This window comes from Pseudomonas sp. SR18 (assembly GCF_023701505.1).
In the GTDB taxonomy this organism is placed as follows: Bacteria; Pseudomonadota; Gammaproteobacteria; order Pseudomonadales; family Pseudomonadaceae; genus Aquipseudomonas; species Aquipseudomonas cyclaminis.
This window is the reverse complement of the sequence record NZ_JAMQAU010000001.1, coordinates 409,284-424,876: the sequence shown is the minus strand read 5'-3', so window position 1 is coordinate 424,876 and position 15,593 is coordinate 409,284. Positions and strand designations below refer to the sequence as shown.

General features: G+C 60.7%; 15 protein-coding genes and 4 tRNA genes. 16 read left to right on the top strand and 3 right to left on the bottom strand.

Going from position 1 to position 15,593, the window contains the following annotated elements:
- The first annotated feature begins 98 nt into the window (after window positions 1–98).
- From truA to NDJ82_RS01965, 12 genes are all read left to right on the top strand, one after another.
- Entirely contained in the window at window positions 99–923 is an 825-nt protein-coding gene (truA, locus tag NDJ82_RS02020) for a tRNA pseudouridine(38-40) synthase TruA (RefSeq protein ID WP_099584004.1), read from the top strand.
- A 63-nt stretch (window positions 924–986) separates the two neighbouring features.
- The gene (locus NDJ82_RS02015; protein ID WP_250924854.1) at window positions 987–1,607 is read left to right on the top strand and encodes a phosphoribosylanthranilate isomerase; all 621 of its coding nucleotides are present in this window, start codon (window positions 987–989) and stop codon (window positions 1,605–1,607) included.
- A gap of 243 nt (window positions 1,608–1,850) precedes the next feature.
- The gene (gene accD / locus NDJ82_RS02010) at window positions 1,851–2,771 is read left to right on the top strand and encodes an acetyl-CoA carboxylase, carboxyltransferase subunit beta (protein ID WP_099584002.1); all 921 of its coding nucleotides are present in this window, start codon (window positions 1,851–1,853) and stop codon (window positions 2,769–2,771) included.
- Window positions 2,768–4,075, top strand: coding sequence for a bifunctional tetrahydrofolate synthase/dihydrofolate synthase (gene folC, locus NDJ82_RS02005; protein WP_112196247.1), 1,308 nt, complete (start codon window positions 2,768–2,770; stop codon window positions 4,073–4,075). Before accD ends, folC begins: the two co-directional genes overlap by 4 nt.
- The gene (locus NDJ82_RS02000; RefSeq protein WP_191946499.1) at window positions 4,059–4,709 is read left to right on the top strand and encodes an SPOR domain-containing protein; all 651 of its coding nucleotides are present in this window, start codon (window positions 4,059–4,061) and stop codon (window positions 4,707–4,709) included. Before folC ends, NDJ82_RS02000 begins: the two co-directional genes overlap by 17 nt.
- A gap of 195 nt (window positions 4,710–4,904) precedes the next feature.
- Window positions 4,905–5,462: a CvpA family protein gene (locus NDJ82_RS01995; protein ID WP_003192538.1), complete on the top strand. Its 558-nt coding sequence runs from the start codon at window positions 4,905–4,907 to the stop codon at window positions 5,460–5,462.
- 41 nt (window positions 5,463–5,503) lie between these two features.
- Complete coding sequence (purF, locus tag NDJ82_RS01990; protein ID WP_099583999.1) at window positions 5,504–7,009, top strand: amidophosphoribosyltransferase; 1,506 nt, start codon at window positions 5,504–5,506, stop codon at window positions 7,007–7,009.
- A 65-nt stretch (window positions 7,010–7,074) separates the two neighbouring features.
- A complete protein-coding gene (locus NDJ82_RS01985) occupies window positions 7,075–8,286 on the top strand; it encodes an O-succinylhomoserine sulfhydrylase (RefSeq protein ID WP_099583998.1) in 1,212 nt (403 codons plus the stop codon).
- Between the two features lie 11 nt (window positions 8,287–8,297).
- Entirely contained in the window at window positions 8,298–9,062 is a 765-nt protein-coding gene (locus tag NDJ82_RS01980; RefSeq protein ID WP_099583997.1) for an SDR family oxidoreductase, read from the top strand.
- A 100-nt stretch (window positions 9,063–9,162) separates the two neighbouring features.
- Window positions 9,163–9,238: transfer RNA gene (locus NDJ82_RS01975), tRNA-Val, on the top strand.
- A gap of 55 nt (window positions 9,239–9,293) precedes the next feature.
- A tRNA-Asp gene (locus NDJ82_RS01970) sits at window positions 9,294–9,370 on the top strand.
- Window positions 9,371–9,476: 106 nt separating this feature from the next.
- A tRNA-Asp gene (locus tag NDJ82_RS01965) sits at window positions 9,477–9,553 on the top strand.
- A 157-nt stretch (window positions 9,554–9,710) separates the two neighbouring features.
- On the opposite strand, the gene NDJ82_RS01960 is transcribed toward NDJ82_RS01965, so the two are convergent.
- Window positions 9,711–10,994 (bottom strand): NAD(P)/FAD-dependent oxidoreductase, encoded by a 1,284-nt coding sequence (locus NDJ82_RS01960; protein WP_250924853.1) that lies wholly within the window; start codon window positions 10,992–10,994, stop codon window positions 9,711–9,713.
- 184 nt (window positions 10,995–11,178) lie between these two features.
- Between NDJ82_RS01960 and NDJ82_RS01955 the strand changes: the two genes are divergently transcribed.
- The 3 genes from NDJ82_RS01955 (at window position 11,179) to NDJ82_RS01945 (ending at window position 12,591) form a co-directional block, all read left to right on the top strand.
- A tRNA-Val gene (locus tag NDJ82_RS01955) sits at window positions 11,179–11,255 on the top strand.
- A 230-nt stretch (window positions 11,256–11,485) separates the two neighbouring features.
- Window positions 11,486–11,920, top strand: a complete 435-nt coding sequence (locus tag NDJ82_RS01950) for a hypothetical protein (protein WP_250924852.1) — start codon at window positions 11,486–11,488, stop codon at window positions 11,918–11,920.
- 224 nt (window positions 11,921–12,144) lie between these two features.
- Complete coding sequence (locus NDJ82_RS01945) at window positions 12,145–12,591, top strand: anti-virulence regulator CigR family protein (RefSeq protein WP_158878619.1); 447 nt, start codon at window positions 12,145–12,147, stop codon at window positions 12,589–12,591.
- Here the strand turns inward: NDJ82_RS01945 and NDJ82_RS01940 are convergent.
- Window positions 12,572–13,987 carry a heavy metal sensor histidine kinase gene (locus NDJ82_RS01940; RefSeq protein WP_191946497.1) on the bottom strand — a complete coding sequence of 472 codons (1,416 nt, stop codon included), beginning with the start codon at window positions 13,985–13,987 and terminating at the stop codon, window positions 12,572–12,574. The genes NDJ82_RS01945 and NDJ82_RS01940 overlap by 20 nt on opposite strands.
- Complete coding sequence (locus NDJ82_RS01935; protein ID WP_158878621.1) at window positions 13,984–14,655, bottom strand: heavy metal response regulator transcription factor; 672 nt, start codon at window positions 14,653–14,655, stop codon at window positions 13,984–13,986. The genes NDJ82_RS01940 and NDJ82_RS01935 overlap by 4 nt, the downstream gene beginning before the upstream one ends.
- Window positions 14,656–14,890: 235 nt before the next feature.
- On the opposite strand from NDJ82_RS01935, the gene NDJ82_RS01930 reads away from it, so the two are divergent.
- The gene (locus tag NDJ82_RS01930; protein ID WP_158878622.1) at window positions 14,891–15,568 is read left to right on the top strand and encodes an HAD-IA family hydrolase; all 678 of its coding nucleotides are present in this window, start codon (window positions 14,891–14,893) and stop codon (window positions 15,566–15,568) included.
- The last annotated feature ends 25 nt before the right edge of the window (window positions 15,569–15,593 follow it).

The following is a 15,593-nucleotide window of genomic DNA, read 5'->3' as shown; positions in this document are numbered from 1 at the left end:
AAGCGCACGTCACACGGCCGCCGCATTTATAATGGCCGCCTTTGCGCAACTCATCAGGCTCTCAGTTCTTGGCAAATATAGATAACGCAGCCGCCGAAATGGCGGCCGCAGGCTTTTACCGCATCGCCCTGGGCGTTGAATACAAAGGTTCACGCTATCGCGGCTGGCAGCGCCAGGCGTCGGGCGTGCTGACGGTGCAGGAAACCCTGGAAAAGGCCCTGTCCAAAGTCGCCGATTCGCCGGTGTCGTTGATGTGCGCCGGGCGTACCGACGCAGGGGTGCATGCCTGCGGCCAGGTGGTGCATTTCGATACCCAGGCCGAGCGGACCATGAAGGCTTGGGTGATGGGCGCCAATATCAATTTGCCCCATGACGTCAGCGTCAGTTGGGCCAAGGTCATGCCGGCGCATTTTCATGCGCGGTTCAAGGCCATCGCCCGGCGTTACCGCTATGTGATCTACAACGACCAGATCCGCCCGGCGCACCTCAACGAAGAAATCACCTGGAACCATCGCCCGCTGGACGCCGAGCGCATGGCCGAGGCCGCGCAGCATCTGGTGGGGGTGCATGACTTCAGCGCGTTCCGGGCCGGTCAGTGCCAGGCCAAGTCGCCGATCAAGGAAGTCCATCACCTGCGGGTGACCCGCCACGGCAAGATGATCGTGCTGGATATCCGCGCCGGCGCTTTTCTGCACCATATGGTGCGCAATATCGCAGGAGTGCTGATGACCATCGGCACCGGCGAGCGCCCGGTCGAGTGGGCGAAGGAAGTGCTGGAGAGCAGGGTTCGCCGGACCGGCGGCGTGACGGCGCATCCATTTGGCCTTTACCTGGTGGATGTGGAGTATCGCGACGAGTTCGAACTGCCCCAGCGATTTATCGGGCCACACTTCCTCACGGGTTTCAGCGAACTTGGCGGCTGACGCCCGGAAAAGCTTTTGTTACCATCCGGGACTTTCTCGATCCAACCCTGGAGTTTCTGCGCTATGTCCGTCGTTCGCAGCAAGATTTGCGGGATTACCCGCATAGAAGATGCGCTGGCGGCAGTCGAGGCGGGAGCGGATGCCATTGGTTTCGTGTTTTATGCCAGGAGCCCGCGAGCGGTGAATGTGTTGCAGGCGCGGGCGATCATCGCCGCATTGCCGCCCTTCGTGACCACCGTGGGTTTGTTCGTCAATGCCAGTCGTTGCGAACTCAATGAAACCCTGGGCGCCGTACCGTTGGACATGTTGCAGTTTCATGGCGACGAAACCCCGGTTGAATGTGAAAGCTATCAACGCCCGTACATCAAGGCGCTGCGCGTCAAGGCCGGGGACGATATCGCCGGTGCGTGTGCAGCTTATGGTGGCGCGCGCGGGATTTTGCTGGACACCTATGTCGAAGGCGTACCCGGTGGTACCGGCGAAGCGTTCGACTGGTCGCTGATCCCCGAGGGAATGAGCAAGCCGATCATTCTGGCCGGTGGGCTCAACCCCGCGAATGTCGCGGCGGCCATCGAACAGGTTCGCCCGTATGCCGTGGACGTCAGCGGTGGGGTGGAGCAGGGCAAGGGCATCAAGGATCACGACAAGATTCGCGCATTTATGCAGGCTGTGCGCGGGATGTGACGGCTGGCAGTCTGCCGCCGTCCATAACTACCACTGTGTAAAACAGCCCGGTGCCGCCTGAGGTGGCCCGGAAATGAAGTGGCAAACCTGCACGGGCAGGTTGTCTGGAAGGCTGAGGGTGCAGGCTGGAAATGGCAGGTCGAACGTCTGACCCCGTCCAGCTGGCGTCATCGCCACATATGAATTTAGCTCAAGGGCATACGCGGGGCTGTGTTCAAGCCACCGGTACTGGAGAAAGAAAGCATGAGCAACTGGTTAGTAGACAAACTGATCCCTTCGATCATGCGTTCCGAGGTGAAAAAAAGCTCGGTTCCTGAAGGTCTGTGGCACAAATGCCCATCCTGCGACGCGGTGCTGTACCGTCCGGAGCTGGAAAAGACCCTGGACGTTTGCCCCAAGTGCAACCACCACATGCGTATCGGCGCCCGCGCCCGCATCGACATCTTCCTGGACGCCGACGGCCGTAACGAGCTGGGCGCTGACCTGGAGCCGGTGGACCGTCTCAAGTTCCGCGACGGCAAGAAGTACAAGGATCGCCTGACCGGCGCGCAAAAGCAGACCGGTGAGAAAGACGCACTGATCTCCATCAGTGGCAAGTTGCTGGGCATGCCGGTTGTGGTCTCGGCGTTCGAGTTTTCCTTCATGGGCGGCTCCATGGGGGCCATCGTCGGTGAGCGCTTTGTTCGCGCCGCCAACTACGCCCTGGAAAACCGTTGCCCGATGATCTGCTTCGCCGCCTCCGGTGGTGCGCGTATGCAGGAAGCCCTGATCTCCCTGATGCAAATGGCCAAGACCTCTGCGGTGCTGGCGCGTCTGCGTGAAGAAGGCATTCCGTTCATCTCCGTGCTGACCGACCCGGTCTACGGTGGCGTTTCCGCCAGCCTGGCAATGCTGGGTGATGTGATCGTCGGCGAGCCAAAAGCCCTGATCGGCTTTGCCGGTCCGCGCGTGATCGAGCAGACCGTTCGCGAAAAACTGCCGGAAGGTTTCCAGCGCAGCGAGTTCCTGCTGGAGCACGGCGCTATCGACCTGATCATCCCGCGCGGCGAACTGCGTCCGCGTCTGGGTAACCTGCTGGCGCAAATGATGGGCCTGCCGACGCCGGTGTACGTCGCGCCTAAAGTCGAGCCGATCGTCGTGCCGCCGGTGCCTGCGAACCTATGACCCAGCGTACCCTTGGCGAATGGCTCGCCTACCTTGAGCAGTTGCATCCTTCCGCCATCGACATGGGCCTGGAGCGCTCGCAACAGGTAGCGGCCCGCCTCGGGTTGGGCCGGCCGGCACCGCGTGTGATCACGGTGACCGGCACCAACGGCAAAGGCTCTACCTGCGCCTTTGTCGCCGCGCTGCTGCAAGCCCAAGGGCTGAAAGTGGGCGTGTACAGCTCACCGCACCTGCTGCGCTATAACGAGCGGGTGCAGCTCAATGGCGTCGAAGCCACTGATGAGCAGCTCTGCGAAGCCTTCGCCGCACTGGATGCGGGCCGGGGCGAGACCTCCCTGACTTATTTCGAGATGGGCACCCTGGCGGCGTTCTGGCTGTTCGAGCGTGCGCGGTTGGATGTGGTCGTTCTGGAAGTTGGCTTGGGTGGGCGTCTCGACACGGTCAACGTGGTGGATGCTGACCTGGCGTTGGTTACCAGCATTGGTGTGGACCATGCTGACTATTTGGGTGATACCCGCGAGTCGGTGTCCTACGAAAAGGCCGGGATTTTCCGTCAGAGCAGGCCCGCATTGTGTGGTGACCTGGATCCGCCGCAACCCTTGCTCGACAAGGTGCGCGAGCTGGATTGCCCGTTTTTCCTACGCGGTCGCGACTTCAATCTCGAAATTGGTGCGCAACACTGGCAATGGCGTGGTCACGATGCTCGCGGCCAGGCAGTAGAGCTGCGTGACTTGCCGCTGCTGAACCTGCCAATGGAAAACGCCGCGCTGGCGCTGCAAGCCTATCTGCTGCTGGATCTGCCTTGGCAGGCTGAACAGATTGCCGCGACGTTGCTGGCGACCCGTATGGTGGGGCGTTTGGATCGTCGTGCGTTCGAGTGGGAAGGCAAGCGCCTGAACCTGCTGCTGGATGTGGGCCATAACCCCCATGCGGCCGAGTACCTGGCGCAACGCCTGGCGCGCACGCCGCCGGCGGGGCGTCGTCTTGCTGTTTTTGGTTTGCTTGCCGATAAGGATCTGGGTGGCGTGGTTGCGCCGTTGCTGGGCAATGTGCAGGCGTGGGCCGTAGCACCGCTGGACACTCCGCGCAGCCGTCCGGCTGTTGAGCTTGAAGTGGCGTTGCAGAACCTTGGTGCGCCCGTGACGTCGTATGCAAGCGTAACTGCCGCCCTGGAGGCGCAGTGCGCGGTAGCGACGGCCGAGGACGAGATTCTGTTGTTCGGATCATTTTATTGTGTTGCCGAGGCGCTTGAGTGGTTGGCCCGGCGCTCCACGGAGGAAGCTGCAGATGGCATTACTGGATAGCGCATACAAGCAGCGAATGGTCGGCGCCCTGGTGCTGGTGGCACTGGCGGTGATTTTCCTGCCGATGCTGTTTTCCCGTCAGGACGAACAGCGCCAGGTAGTTGTCGAGGCCCCGGCTGCGCCCGAGGCGCCGGCGTTGCCACAGGTGCAGGTTGAGCCGGTGGTGGTGCCTGAGCCTCAGGCCTTGCCCGAGGAAGCGCCTGTGCCTGTGGATGAAGAGATTGCAGCGCCGTCCACGCCTGTGCAGCCGAGCGTGCCAGTGGTCAAGCCCGCTCCGGCGCCTGTTGTAGCCGCCAAGCCGGCCGCTCCGGTGCCTGCGCCCAAGCCGGTGGCGCCGCAACCCGCTGCGCCGGGCAAGCCGGACGTGGGTCAGAGCCGTATCGACCCGAATGGCCTGCCGATCAGCTGGTCGATCCAGGTGGCCAGCCTGGGCAATCGCGAGGGTGCCGATGCCTTGCAGAAGAAGCTGCGTGCCCAGGGCTATAACGCCTATATCCGCAGTGCCGATGGCAAGAATCGCGTATTCATCGGGCCGTTGATCGAGCGTGCCGAGGCGGATCGCCTGCGCGACTTGCTGGATCGTCAGCAGAACCTGAAGGGATTTGTTACCCGGTTTCAGCCTGAGCGCGGCTGAGTTCGCAGGGTGTCAGCCTGGAATGCAATCAAATGTGGGAGGGGGCAAGCCTCCTCCCACATTGGTTTTGTGGTGGGGTTGAAATCGGGCTGGCTCACCACAAACTATTGATTTGCAAAGCAGCCGCAATCACCGCTTACCGATAGCCCGGCGCTCTGCTAAAATGCGCCGCCTCATCCGTCCGTAGGCTCAAACGTGCCATTTACCTGGGTTGACTGGGCGATTGTTGCAATCGTCGCCATCTCCGCTTTGATCAGTCTAAGCCGCGGCTTCGTTAAAGAAGCACTGTCGTTGCTGACGTGGATCATCGCAGGAGTCGTAGCCTGGATGTTCGGTGGATCACTGTCTGTCTACCTGGCCGGATACATAGAGACACCTTCGGCTCGCGTCATCGCGGGCTGCGCCATCATGTTCATCGCCACGCTGCTGGTGGGGGCAATGGTCAATTATCTTATTGGCGAATTGATACGTGTCACTGGCCTCTCCGGGACCGATCGATTTCTCGGCATGGCCTTCGGCGCCGCGCGTGGCGCGTTGCTGGTGGTCGTGGCGGTCGGGCTGTTGAGCCTGGGGCCGGTACAGCAGGATTCGTGGTGGCAGGAGTCGGTACTCGTGCCAAAATTTCTATTGGTTGCAGATTGGTCCAAGAACCTCATATTGGGGTGGAGCAGTCAGTGGCTGGCCAGCGGAATCAGCGTACCCGCTGATCTTCCGTTCAAGGAACACCTCTTGCCGGCCAAAACGCCGCAGTAAGCTGTGTTCAGTCAAGATTCATTAAGTAGGGGTTGCGTCGCATGTGTGGCATCGTCGGTATCGTCGGTAAGTCGAACGTCAATCAGGCGCTGTATGACGCGCTAACCGTCCTCCAGCACCGCGGCCAGGATGCTGCCGGTATTGTGACCAGCCACGACGGCCGGTTATTCCTGCGCAAGGACAATGGGCTCGTGCGTGACGTGTTCCATCAGCGTCACATGCAGCGTCTGGTCGGGCACATGGGCATTGGCCATGTGCGTTATCCGACTGCCGGTAGCTCGACTTCGGCCGAAGCTCAGCCGTTTTACGTCAACTCGCCTTACGGCATCACCCTGGCGCACAACGGCAACCTGACCAACGTTGAGCAACTGGCCAAGGAGATTTACGAATCTGACCTGCGCCACGTCAACACCAGCTCCGATTCGGAAGTACTGCTTAACGTGTTCGCCCACGAGCTGGCACAGCGTGGCAAGCTGCAGCCGACCGAAGAAGACGTCTTCGCCGCCGTGATCGACGTGCACAACCGCTGCGTCGGTGGTTATGCCGTGGTTGCGATGATCACCGGCTATGGCATCGTCGGCTTCCGTGACCCGCACGGCATCCGCCCGATTGTGTTCGGCCAGCGTCACACCGACGAAGGCGTCGAGTACATGATCGCGTCCGAAAGCGTGTCCCTGGACGTGCTGGGCTTCACCCTGATCCGCGACCTCGCGCCGGGCGAAGCGGTGTACATCACTGAAGACGGCAAGCTGCACACCCGTCAGTGCGCGGTGGCGCCGAAGCTCACCCCGTGCATCTTCGAACACGTCTACCTGGCGCGTCCGGATTCGATCATCGACGGCGTTTCGGTCTACAAGGCGCGTCTGCGCATGGGCGAGAAGCTGGCCGACAAGATCTTGCGCGAGCGTCCTGAGCACGACATCGACGTGGTGATCCCGATCCCGGACACCAGCCGTACCGCTGCGCTGGAACTGGCCAACCACCTGGGCGTCAAGTTTCGCGAAGGCTTCGTGAAGAACCGCTACATCGGCCGTACCTTCATCATGCCGGGCCAGGCTGCACGCAAGAAGTCGGTGCGCCAGAAGCTCAACGCCATCGAGCTGGAGTTCCGCGGCAAGAACGTGATGCTGGTGGATGACTCCATCGTACGTGGCACCACCTGCAAGCAGATCATCCAGATGGCCCGCGAAGCCGGTGCGAAGAACGTGTACTTCTGTTCCGCAGCGCCCGCCGTGCGTTACCCGAACGTGTACGGTATCGACATGCCGAGCGCCCACGAACTGATCGCCCACAACCGTACTACCCAGGACGTGGCTGACCTGATCGGCGCCGACTGGCTGATCTATCAGGACCTGCCGGATCTGATCGAAGCGGTCGGCGGTGGCAAGATAAAGATCGCTGAGTTCGACTGCGCCGTGTTCGACGGCAAGTACGTGACCGGTGACGTCGACGAGGCCTACCTGAACAAGATCGAGCAGGCGCGTAATGACTCGTCGAAGATCAAGACCCAAGCGGTCAGCGCGATCATCGATCTGTACAACAACTGAGTAAACACCGGCCCTGAGGGGCCGGTTTTGTATCTTAAATAAAGAATTGAGTAAGGAGTGGCAGCATGAGTCAGGAATGGGATGCCGGTCGGTTGGACAGCGACCTCGATGGCGTAGCTTTCGATACCCTGGCTGTGCGTGCCGGCCAGCACCGCACTCCGGAAGGTGAGCACGGTGATCCGATGTTCTTCACTTCCAGCTATGTGTTCCGTACCGCGGCTGACGCCGCTGCGCGCTTTGCTGGTGAAGTGCCGGGCAACGTGTATTCGCGCTACACCAATCCAACCGTGCGCGCGTTCGAAGAGCGCATCGCGGCCCTGGAAGGTGCTGAGCAAGCCGTTGCCACCGCCACCGGCATGGCGGCGATCCTGGCGGTGGTGATGAGCCTGTGCAGTGCTGGCGACCACGTGCTGGTGTCCCGTAGCGTGTTTGGTTCGACCATCAGCCTGTTCGAGAAGTACTTCAAGCGCTTCGGTATCGAAGTGGACTACGTGCCTCTGGCGGATCTGTCCGGCTGGGACGCAGCAATCAAGGCCAACACCAAATTGCTGTTCGTCGAGTCGCCATCCAACCCGCTGGCCGAACTGGTGGATATCGCCGCGCTGTCCGAAGTGGCTCACGCCAAGGGCGCGATGCTGGTTGTCGACAATTGCTTCTGTACGCCGGCGTTGCAGCAGCCGCTGAAGCTGGGTGCCGATATCGTTGTGCACTCGGCCACCAAGTTCATCGATGGTCAAGGCCGTTGCATGGGCGGCGTGGTTGCCGGTCGCGGCGAGCAGATGAAGGAAGTAGTGGGCTTCTTGCGCACTGCCGGCCCGACGTTGAGCCCGTTCAACGCCTGGATCTTCCTCAAGGGCCTGGAAACCCTCAGCCTGCGCATGAAGGCTCATTGCGCCAACGCCCAGGCCCTGGCCGAGTGGCTGGAGCAGCAGGACGGTATCGAGAAAGTGCACTACGCCGGCCTGAAGAGCCATCCGCAGCACGAATTGGCCCAGCGCCAGCAGCGTGGTTTCGGTGCCGTGGTGAGCTTTGAGGTGAAGGGCGGCAAAGAGGGTGCCTGGCGCTTTATCGATGCGACGCGCTTGATCTCCATCACCGCCAACCTGGGTGACAGCAAGACCACCATCACGCACCCGAGCACCACCTCCCACGGGCGCCTGGCGCCGCAGGAGCGTGAAGCGGCCGGTATCCGCGACAGCCTGATCCGCATCGCGGTCGGTCTGGAAGATGTCGCCGACTTGCAGGCAGACCTGGCCCGCGGGCTGGCTGCCTTGTGATCGAGTGGTCCATGGAGGCTGCAGCGGCCACTAACGGCCGCGTCGCGCTCGTCACAGGGGCTGCGCGGGGCATTGGTCTTGGGATTGCCGCGTGGCTGATCAGTGAAGGCTGGCAAGTGGTGTTGACCGACCTGGACCGCGAGCGCGGCTCCAAGGTGTCCAAGGTGCTGGGCGAGAACGCCTGGTTTATCAGCATGGACGTGGCCGACGAGAAGCAGGTCGCTCAGGGCGTTGCTGAAGTGCTCGGACAATTCGGCCGCCTGGACGCGTTGGTGTGTAACGCGGCGGTGGCTGACCCGCGCAATATCACTCTGGAAAGCCTCGACCTGGCTTACTGGAATCGCGTGCTGGCGGTGAATCTCAGCGGGCCGATGTTGCTGGCCAAGCACTGTGCGCCGTACCTGCGCGCTCACGGCGGGGCCATCGTCAACCTGGCGTCGACTCGGGCTCGTCAATCTGAACCCGATACCGAGGCTTACGCAGCGAGCAAGGGCGGCTTGTTGGCCCTGACTCATGCCTTGGCCATGAGCCTGGGGCCGGAGGTGCGGGTGAACGCGGTCAGCCCTGGCTGGATCGATGCCCGTGATCCTGCGGCGCGGCGTGCCGAGCCGTTGACTGATGCCGATCATGCCCAGCATCCGGCGGGCAGGGTGGGTACGGTCGAGGACGTTGCGGCAATGGTGGCGTGGCTGCTGTCGCGCCAGGCCGGGTTTGTCACCGGGCAAGAGTTCGTGGTGGACGGCGGCATGAGCAAGAAGATGATCTACAGCGAGTAGTGCAGTCTTGAAGCAATTTTGTCTTTTTCAGAAAAACTTCAAGCAGGCTATTGACTTAGGTCCGCTACCTGCGTAAATTTCGCGGCCTCAACGAAGCAAAGGGTGATTAGCTCAGCTGGGAGAGCATCTGCCTTACAAGCAGAGGGTCGGCGGTTCGATCCCGTCATCACCCACCACTTCTTGAGAGTTTTACCTTCGGGTAAGACGCAACGTTAAAGGTTGCACCGACGCGCAGCGGTAGTTCAGTCGGTTAGAATACCGGCCTGTCACGCCGGGGGTCGCGGGTTCGAGTCCCGTCCGCTGCGCCATATTTTCCAGGTCTGACTTGTCGGGCTTGAGATTGAACAGCCAAGGCTGATTGATGAGATGTTTAAAAGACGGTTGAGGTGTTTTGCTCAACTGGTCAAGCGATACGCAGCGGTAGTTCAGTCGGTTAGAATACCGGCCTGTCACGCCGGGGGTCGCGGGTTCGAGTCCCGTCCGCTGCGCCATATCTGCTTCAAGGCACACTGAACGCCTTGGAGCACAAAGCAAGCCTCTGGCTACTTTGATCCGATAGCAAAGACCCTGGTCGAAAGACCGGGGTTTTTTGTGTCTGCGATTTGATGGCGTGTTGCAAGAGCCGGCGCGCCGGCTCCCGTGGCAGTGTCAGAATCCCAGTTTGTCCCGCAAGCCGTAGTACCAGGCCCCCAGCGCCGCAAACGGCGTGCGCAACAGTTGCCCGCCTGGGAACGGGTAGTGCGGCAGGTCGGCAAACGCATCAAAACGCTCTGCCTGGCCTCTCAGTGCCTCAGCCAGTACTTTGCCTGCCAGATGGGTGTACGTCACGCCATGGCCGCTGCAGCCCTGTGAGTAGTAGATGTTGTCGCCCAGGCGCCCCACCTGGGGCAGGCGCGAGAGGGTCAGCAGGAAATTTCCGGTCCAGGCATAGTCGATCTTCACATCCTTGAGCTGAGGGAATGCCTTGAGCATCTTCGGGCGGATGATTGCCTCGATATTTGCCGGGTCGCGCGCGCCATATACCACGCCGCCGCCGAAGATCAGGCGCTTGTCGCTTGTCAGGCGGTAGTAGTCGAGCAGGTAGTTGCAGTCTTCCACACAGTAATCCTGCGGGAGGAGGGTCTTGGCCAGCTCATCTCCCAGCGGCGCCGTGGTGATGACTTGCGTACCGCAGGGCATCGACTTGGCGGCCAGCTCCGGCACCAAATTGCCTAGATAGGCATTGCCCGCGACGATGATGAACTTGGCCCTCACCTTGCCCTGGGCTGTATGCACTACCGGGTTGGCGCCGCGCTCGATACGCACTGCCGCCGATTGCTCATAGATTGTGCCGCCAAGGGATTCCACGGCCGCTGCTTCGCCGAGTGCCAGGTTGAGCGGGTGGATGTGACCGCCACTCATGTCCAGCAGGCCGCCCACATAGTTGTCGCAGGCAACCACCTCGCGGATGCGGCGCTCGTGCAGCAACTCCAGTTGAGTGTGGCCATAGCGTTCCCACAGGCGCTTCTGTGACTCCAGATGGCCCATGTGTTTGCTGTTGAGTGCTGCGAACACGCCGCCGTCCTTTAAATCACACTGGATCTGGTACTTGGCGACCCGCTCGCGAATGATCCTGCCACCTTCGAACGCCATCTGCCCCAGTAACTGTGCCTGTTGAGGGCCGACGCTGCGCTCGATCACATCGATATCGCGGCTGTAGCTGTTGACGATTTGCCCGCCATTACGGCCTGACGCACCAAAGCCCACCTTGGCGGCTTCCAGCACCGTCACGCGAAAGCCGTTTTCCAGCAGAAACAGCGCACTGGAGAGGCCGGTATAGCCGGCACCAATTACACACACGTCGGTTTCGACTTCACCCTGCAGCATCGGGCGCGGCGGAGCGGCATTCGCGGAAGCGGCGTAATACGACTGGGGGTAGGGGGTGTTCGCCATCCTGGAACCTCTGTTTTATATTTTTTACGAGTGCGCCGATCCTACCTGAGTTGAAAATTGCCTGCCAGCCACGCGAAAAATGCCGGTATGTCGGTCGCAAATAAAAAATTCGCATATTCATAGGGTTAGCTGCAAAAAAGATGTTGACACCCCTCCACAATTCCGTAGAATGCCGCCTCACAGCAGGCACGTAGCTCAGTTGGTTAGAGCACCACCTTGACATGGTGGGGGTCGTTGGTTCGAGTCCAATCGCGCCTACCAAACAAAATCCGCTCTGCTGGGCGGTCTAGAAGGGCTCACCGAAAGGTGAGCCCTTTTTTGTTGTCTGCGATTTGCAAAACGTTTGTAAAACCTCCAGCTCAGTACGGCAATTCTGCGCTTACTCCATGTTGGCTGTTTTCGGCGGTTGCGACTAAGCATCAAGGGCTGTCTAAAGTATTTGAATGCCAGGCCGATAAAGGGCGCAAACCTCCAACACTCGGACATTTGGCATGCTTATCAACATTAGCACTACCGCTTCCGTAGCAAGCACTCCAAGCACTGTCAGCTCGATGGATGCCGCGACCACCGAAAGGACGGCTACCTCCAGCAGCGCCACTGCTGGCGCAAGCACTGAGACTAAAAGTGCGGCGGGTGCAGGCGGCGGTAGTCAGGCGTCATCCAGTTCGACGGAGTCAGATACCGTCAAGGAGTTGAAAAAGCAGATCGAACAGTTGCAGAAGCAACTTCAAGCAGAGCAGCAAGCCTTGCAGAAAGCCCAGTCCAGCAACCAGAGCGCAGACGCCAAGGCTGCCGCTGTGGCGGCGGCTCAAACGCAAATTGCAGGCACTTCTGCCGCGTTGCAGACGGTGACTTCGGCGCTATTGCAAGCCGTCACCGCAGAGGGTAGCAGCACGTCGGGCTCGATGGTCAGCACCACCGCCTGATTGCCGCAAAGTGGGTTGAGCCGCTGTATTTATCAGCGGTTCAACACACTTGCTCCCGCACCCTCGGGCAATCGATACACAGCCACCAGCGCCAATCCCCCTCCTGCGCCTGAACCCCATGCCCTTGAACGGTCATGGTTACGAGGTTTACGGGTTCGCAACGGTGCGCGTGCTTTGGCAACTTCGACTACAGTTCAACTACGTTTCAGCCTTGGGTAATCGCCATGATCAAGTCTTCCAAGTTTGTGTCAGTCGCGCTGTCGCTGGTCCTGTTTGCCGGTGGCGGCATGGCGCTGGCGGATCCCGGCAATGGCAAGGGGCAAGGTAACAATAAAGGCAATAACCAAGGCGGCCAGGGGCATGACAAACCCAAAGGCAAAGGTGGGTCGGGCAACCATGGCCCCAGTGTCGATCGTGGAAGCGTGCTGAATGTGTTGGGTGGCTATCGCGACTACTGGCGCCCTGGGCCGGCGTTGCCCCCTGGCATCCAGAAAAACCTGGCACGGGGCAAGCCGCTGCCGCCGGGCATTGCGAAGAAACTGGATGGCCGCTTACTGGGCCACTTGCCCCGTTACGATGGGTACGAGTGGCAGCAGGCAGGCACCGACCTGATATTGGTCGCCATTGCGACGGGCATCATCTATGAAGTCCTCAATGGCGCCCTTGATTGAACTCGCGGGCCGGGAAAAACAGTTCGAAACAGGTCTCGCCTGCCTCGCTGCTGACGCTGTACCGACCGTTATGCAGCTGCATGATGGTCGCCACAATCGACAGGCCCAGGCCATTGGACTGGGCCGAACGCTCCCGTGACTCATCCACCCGGTAAAACCGTTCGAACAGCCGCGATAAATGTTCCGTCGCAATGGTTTCACCCTGATTTGTGACCTTAAGGTAGATGCCTTCGGCGTCCGCAATTGTCTGGATCACTAACTCGGACGCTGGTGCGCCGTATTTGATGGCATTGGCGCACAGGTTCGCCAGGGCACGGCGCAGCAGCATCGGTTCGGCCCAGATCACACCTTCGCCCTCGGCACGAATACTGATATTCGCGTCGCCTGCCACGCCTTCAAAGTAATCGGCGATGCGCGCCACTTCATCCGCCGCGCTCAGTTCCTGGCGCTGGCGCAGGGCGCTGGCCGGGTCGGTGCGGGCCAGGAACAGCATGTTGTCGAGCATCCGCGCCAGGCGCTCAAGCTCTTCGACATTGGAGGCCAAAAGCTGCTGATAACTTTCGATGCTGCGGTTCTGTTGCAGGGCGACCTGGGTTTCCCCCAGGAGATTGTTGATCGGCGTGCGCAGTTCGTGGGCCATGTCGGTAGACACTTGCCCCAGTTGCGCAAAGCCCTTGGCGAGGCGCTCAAGCATGGTGTTGAACGAGTCGATCATCGGCAGCAGTTCTTTCGGTACTCCCTGGCTGTCGAGGCGTTCGGCCAGGTTGCCGACGCCGATGCCTTGAGCGTGTCGAGCCAGCCGACGCAAGGGCAGCAGGCCGCGATGCACCAACAGGTAGCCGGCCAGTGCGAGGAGGATCGCGGCAACGCTCGCCAGGAGATACACGCTCAGCCGGTAGCTGGCGAGCAGGGCGGTCCGCTCGGTCATCAGGCGCCCGCTGGTGACTTGCAGGCTGCCCAGGTCGCCGGAGTCGATGGACGCGGCCAGGGTGGAGAAGGGCACGCCATTCACGCCGGGCAGGTGTTGCACGTCGTTCAGTGTGAGGATGTGGTCTTTGGGGACTGGCTTGATGGCTGGCAGCTCGATGTTGCCGGGGTTCACCAGCAGCAGCGGCTTTTGGCCGGGCGCGGCGATGCTCAGCACGGATTCGCGGTTGCCCAGCATGTTCTGGAACAGTTCCGGCTTGGTCCTGATCAGGTCCAGTGTGTTGCTGTCGTTGAGCAGGTTGCGCAGTTGATTCACCCGGGAAATCAATTGCACGTCGTCGCTCAGGATCAGCTCGCGCTCCAGCTCCCGGTACAGCACCACGCCGAGGGTGGCGAGCAGGGCAAAGGCGAGCAGGGCGAAGATCACGGCCAGGCGCAGGGTCAGGGAATAATGACGGCGGTGGGTCATGGCTGGGTATCGAAACGGTAGCCAATGCCCCGCACGCTGTGGATCAACTTGAGCGGGAACGGGTCGTCGATTTTCAGGCGCAGGCGCCGCACGGCCACGTCCACCACGTTGGTATCGCTGTCGAAGTTCATGTCCCACACCCGCGAGGCAATCAACGAACGCGACAGTACCTGGTCCTGGTGAGTGGCAAACAGGTGCAACAGGGCGAACTCTTTATTGGTCAGGGTGATGCGTGTACCGGCGCGTGTGACGCGGCGTTTCATCACGTCGATGTGCAGGTCAGCGATCTGCAGGTGCTCTTCTTCCCGGCTCGGGCCGCGACGGTTCAGGGTGCGCAGGCGTGCTACCAGCTCGGCGAAGGAGAAGGGCTTGATCAGGTAGTCATCGGCACCCAGTTCCAGGCCTTTGATGCGGTCGGCAATATCGTCGCGCGCCGTCAGAAAAATCACTGGAGTATCGGCGTTCTTACGCAGGCGACGCAGTACTTCCCAGCCGTCCATTTTCGGCATCATTACATCGAGCACAATCACGTCGAACGGTGTTTCCAGCGCTTGGTGCAGGCCGTCCACGCCATCCCGGGCCAGGCTGACGGAGTGGCCCAACTCCTGAAGGCCGTTGAGCAGGTAATTGCCGGCCTTGGGTTCGTCTTCGATAACGAGGATGTTCATGGGAAATGCCCTGATTCAATACTGGCGCCAGTGTAGCCGGATCAATTGTCGTTGGCGCATTGAGTCGTGCCAGTGCGTTCACGGTAACCCGCGGCCGCGTACAGCCAACCAACAGAATGATGACAAGTTCGTAATGATTGCCTCGCGGTGCTGGCATCAGCGTTTACAACTCAGGAGGTGATCCGTAGATTGCAACGGGCCGATTATTCGTTTCAGCTCACGAGGAAGCCCTGCAGTGTCTATCCGAGGTTCAGCCGTACTTGCCCGCCCTTACCACGCCTTCTTGTTCGATATGGACGGAACCCTGCTCAACTCCATCGCCGCCGCCGAGCGCGTTTGGAGCACCTGGGCTGAACGCCATCGGCTGGATGTAGCGGCCTTCCTGACCACCATTCATGGTGCGCGGGCAATTGACACGATCACGCGCCAGGCATTGCCCGGTGTCGATCCACAGGTTGAAGCGCAGTGGATTACCGAGGCGGAAATCAATGACGTGGACGGCGTTGTGGCGATTTCCGGTGCTGTCGAGTTTCTTAATAACGTGCCCGGTGATCAGTGGGCGCTGGTCACCTCTGCACCGAAGGCGTTGGCATTACGTCGGTTGAAGGCTGCGGGCATTACGCCGCCGGCGGTGCTGGTCACGGCTGAAGACGTGGCCATCGGCAAGCCGAACCCCGCCTGTTATGTGCTGGGTGCGCAACGCCTGGGTGTGTCGGTGCAGGACTGCCTGGTGTTTGAAGATGCGACGGTGGGGATTCGTGCGGGGGAGGCGGCTGGAGCAGATGTGCTGGTCGTCACGTCGACGCACCTCAAGCCCATGCTCACTGAGCATCCATCGATTGAAGGGTATGAACAGGTGCAGGTGCAACGCGGCGCTGATGGCTTGTTGTACTTGCAGAGCGCGGTGGGCTGACACTAAAAAACGGGTCGTGCCCTTA

Bases quoted from the DNA above. Each gene is read 5' to 3' on its own strand.
- truA (WP_099584004.1), top strand. From the start codon at position 99: ATGGCGGCCGCAGGCTTTTACCGCATCGCCCTGGGCGTTGAATACAAA.
- NDJ82_RS02015 (WP_250924854.1), top strand. From the start codon at position 987: ATGTCCGTCGTTCGCAGCAAGATTTGCGGGATTACCCGCATAGAAGAT.
- accD (WP_099584002.1), top strand. From the start codon at position 1,851: ATGAGCAACTGGTTAGTAGACAAACTGATCCCTTCGATCATGCGTTCC.
- folC (WP_112196247.1), top strand. From the start codon at position 2,768: ATGACCCAGCGTACCCTTGGCGAATGGCTCGCCTACCTTGAGCAGTTG.
- NDJ82_RS02000 (WP_191946499.1), top strand. From the start codon at position 4,059: ATGGCATTACTGGATAGCGCATACAAGCAGCGAATGGTCGGCGCCCTG.
- purF (WP_099583999.1), top strand. From the start codon at position 5,504: ATGTGTGGCATCGTCGGTATCGTCGGTAAGTCGAACGTCAATCAGGCG.
- NDJ82_RS01985 (WP_099583998.1), top strand. From the start codon at position 7,075: ATGAGTCAGGAATGGGATGCCGGTCGGTTGGACAGCGACCTCGATGGC.
- NDJ82_RS01980 (WP_099583997.1), top strand. From the start codon at position 8,298: ATGGAGGCTGCAGCGGCCACTAACGGCCGCGTCGCGCTCGTCACAGGG.
- NDJ82_RS01960 (WP_250924853.1), bottom strand. From the start codon at position 10,994: ATGGCGAACACCCCCTACCCCCAGTCGTATTACGCCGCTTCCGCGAAT.
- NDJ82_RS01950 (WP_250924852.1), top strand. From the start codon at position 11,486: ATGCTTATCAACATTAGCACTACCGCTTCCGTAGCAAGCACTCCAAGC.
- NDJ82_RS01945 (WP_158878619.1), top strand. From the start codon at position 12,145: ATGATCAAGTCTTCCAAGTTTGTGTCAGTCGCGCTGTCGCTGGTCCTG.
- NDJ82_RS01940 (WP_191946497.1), bottom strand. From the start codon at position 13,987: ATGACCCACCGCCGTCATTATTCCCTGACCCTGCGCCTGGCCGTGATC.
- NDJ82_RS01935 (WP_158878621.1), bottom strand. From the start codon at position 14,655: ATGAACATCCTCGTTATCGAAGACGAACCCAAGGCCGGCAATTACCTG.